This is a genomic window from Pinirhizobacter sp. (assembly GCF_035317885.1).
In the GTDB taxonomy this organism is placed as follows: Bacteria; Pseudomonadota; Gammaproteobacteria; order Xanthomonadales; family Rhodanobacteraceae; genus Pinirhizobacter.
In genome coordinates this window covers 1-3,145 of the sequence record NZ_DATHFX010000535.1, presented here as the reverse complement: position 1 = coordinate 3,145, position 3,145 = coordinate 1, and the positions used below count along the sequence as shown (strand labels likewise).

Sequence of the window (3,145 nt, the reverse complement as noted above, 5' to 3'; positions counted from 1 at the left end):
CTGCGTACGGTGGCCCACTGCAGGCCCGATCCCTGGGCGACCATGGCTCCCGCCACGCCCGATGACAGCACGTGCGTGGTGCTTACCGGCATGCCGAAACTGTCGGCCGCGGCGATGGTGACTGCCGCCACCACCTCGGCCGACGCGCCCTGCGCATAGGTCAGGTGCTGCTTGCCGATGCGCTCGCCCACGGTACGCACGATGCGGCGCCAGCCGACCATGGTGCCCAGGCCCAGCGCGAATGCCACGGCCACCTTGACCCAGGTCGGGATGAATTTGGTGCCGTTGTCCAGTGACTTGTGATAGTTGTCCAGCACCGCCTGGTCGCTCGGGCTGAATGCGGGCTGCTTGGCCTTGGCCATGACCCGCAGCGCTTCGGAACTCAGGTACATGTTGTTGCGCACGTTGTTCACCGCGCCCTGGGGCACGTCGGCCAACGTGGCGCTGTGGCCCACCTGGCTGCTGATGGCGTCGGTGAGCTGGCCGAGCGCTGAGATGGTGGCCGGCTTCAGGTCGTGTGAGTTGATGTAACGCTCCAGTTCCGCGCGCGGATCGGTGGCCGGAGCGCTGCCTGCACTATTGCGGGCAAATACTTCACTGGCCGAATGCGCTACCGCGATGAACGTCTGCGTCTGGCTTGGCGTGGTCGCGCGATTGAGCGCGTAGGCGGTTGGCACCGTGCCGATCAGGATCAGCATGATCAGGCCCATGCCCTTCTGGCCGTCGTTGGAGCCATGGAAGAACGACACGCCGGTGCAGGTGAGGATCAGCAGGCTGCGCACCCAGAACGGTGGCGGTGCGTCGCCCTTGGGTTCCTGGTAAAGCTCAGGCACCTTCACCAGCGCGCGCAGTAGCATCAGCAGTCCGTAGGCCAGGGCAAAACCCAATAGTGGCGAGAACAGCAGGCTCTTGCCGACATTCCAGGCCTGGCTCCAGTCCACCGCGCTCGTGGCGTCGCCCGAACCCATCAGCTGGTTCATCACGCCCACGCCGATGATGGATCCGATCAGGGTGTGCGAACTGGACGAGGGCAGTCCGAGGTACAAGGTGCCGAGGTTCCAGATGATCGCCGCGATAAGCAGTGCGAACACCATCGCAAAGCCCGTGCCCGAGCCTACGTCCAATACCAGGGCGATGGGCAAAAGCTGCAGCACCGTGAAGGCCACCGCACCGGAGGAAACCATCACGCCGATGAAGTTCCAGCTGCCGGACCAGACCACCGCGAAGCTCGCCGGCAGCGCGCGCGTGTAGATCACCGTGGCCACGGCATTGGCCGTGTCGTGGAAGCCATTGACGAATTCGAAGCCCAATGCGATCAGCAGGGCAACACCCAGCAGGACGTAGGCGAGGGTGGGGCTGGAGGGCACCACTTCCAGATCGTGGCCAAGGTGGGAGGCGACGTAGATCGCCGCCGCCAGCAGGAACGCGCCAAACAGGCCGAAGCCAAGATAACGCTGGAGGGGGGAGCCTTTGACGCCTTCGCCGAGGACCGCGCTGTTCATGCCGTTGCTCCGGGAATCACCATGGGTCCCACGAGCAATAGCAGTCGATTGTGACCTCCCGGTGTCAATGCGGACCGGCATTGCTGCACCCAGTGCGCTACGAAGCGGAGGTTCCCTCGGCGCAGCCGATCGTTTGATCGGCAAGTTTTCGGTGGGCGAGCTTTGGCGCGACCATCGGTACCGTCAGCATGGTGCTGACCACCGCCATCAGCAGCAGCGCGGTGAAGGTTTCGCTGCTGATCAGTTGGCGGTCCAGCAGTACGTTGACGAAGATGATCATGATCAGCGCCTTGGTTTGCAGTAGCCAGCCGACGATCCAGATATCGCCGCGCGCCCAGCCCAGCATCCTGCCGGCGATGCCGACACCTGCGAGCTTGCCTGCCACCGACGCCACCAGCAGCAAGGCTGCGGCGATGAAGACCGAAGCGCCGCCGATCGACCAGTTCGTGCGCAGGCCCGTGGAGAGGAAGAACACCGGCATCACGGTAAGCAGTACGTGGCGGCGGAGCAGGTCCATGTGTTCCTGGTTGAACCATTCAGCGTCGGTGACGGCGCCGGCAAGGAACGCGCCCACCATGAAGTGCAATCCCGAGACGTCCGCGCCGTAGGCACACAAGGCGAGCCACACCAGGCCGATGTACCAGCGATCACTCTCCGGGATACGGCGCATCAGCGCGCGGTAGCCTATGGATACCGGCACCAGCAGGGCCAGGAAGATGGCCTGTTTGCCGACGCGGTCGAAGTCCAGCAGGATCAACGCCAGCACCGCCCAGATCATCACGTCGTCGAGGCTGGCATAGCGCAGCACGCGCTTTCCCAGCGGTTCGCGCAGTACACCGAGTTTCTCGAGGAAAAGAATAAGGATCGGTAGCGCCGTCACTGCGCAGGCCATGCCAACGCCGAGCACGAACTGCGCGTTCGTGCCTTGCTGGCCTAGCCAGCCGTCGCGCCACGCCAACATGCCGGCCGCCGCGGCACAGCCGAACAGCAGGGGTACGCCCAGGGCCAGCGCCGCCGTGGTGCCGCATTCCTTGCGCTGCGCCCAGGCGGCCTTGAGATCCAGTTCGATACCGGCGGTCCAGACGAAGATCATCACGGCCCACCAGGCCACGCCGTTCAAGGCGGTAATCACGGCCGGGGTGAAGATGGTCTGGTAGTAAGCGGGGTAGGCTGCGCCCAGGATGCCCGGGCCGAGCAGGATGCCGGTGAGGATCTGCACCACCACCAGCGGCGCGTAGTAGTCGGTGCGACCGAGCCGCCAGATCAGGTAGGGCACCGCGAAGATGATCACCATGGCGATCAGGAAGAGCTCGGCACTGTTCATCTGCGGTCCCCGGTATATTCCGGGGACCGAGATTAGCGCAGGTTCATGCGAAGCGGCGAACCGTCGTCAGGTCCAGCTGTCGTCGCTACCACCGCTGTCGAAGCTGGAGTCGTCGCCGCCACCGCCGCCACCCCAGCTGCTGTCGTCGTTACCCATGTCGATGGGCTGGTCGCGAAGGTCGTCGTAGGCCTGGCCGCGGCTGTCGCCGGCATCGTTACCGCCGCCGACATTCGCGTTCGAATTGCGCTCGCCTTCCTCGCGGCGTTCATGGTTTTCGTACATATTCACCGCCGCGGCGCCGAGGGCGCCGCCGGCCAGG

The 3,145-nt window shown here is 64.8% G+C and carries 3 protein-coding genes; all 3 read right to left on the bottom strand.

Translation table 11 applies throughout. From position 1 onward, the window contains the following. On the bottom strand, window positions 1-1,502 hold a 1,502-nt coding region (locus tag VK519_RS17635; protein ID WP_324351955.1), incomplete at its 3' end, for an inorganic phosphate transporter. 97 nt (window positions 1,503-1,599) lie between these two features. Further along, window positions 1,600-2,826, bottom strand: coding sequence for a cation:proton antiporter (locus VK519_RS17630; protein WP_324351953.1), 1,227 nt, complete (start codon window positions 2,824-2,826; stop codon window positions 1,600-1,602). A gap of 66 nt (window positions 2,827-2,892) precedes the next feature. Further along, a partial coding sequence (locus VK519_RS17625) for a hypothetical protein (RefSeq protein WP_324351951.1) occupies window positions 2,893-3,145 on the bottom strand: 253 nt, incomplete at its 5' end.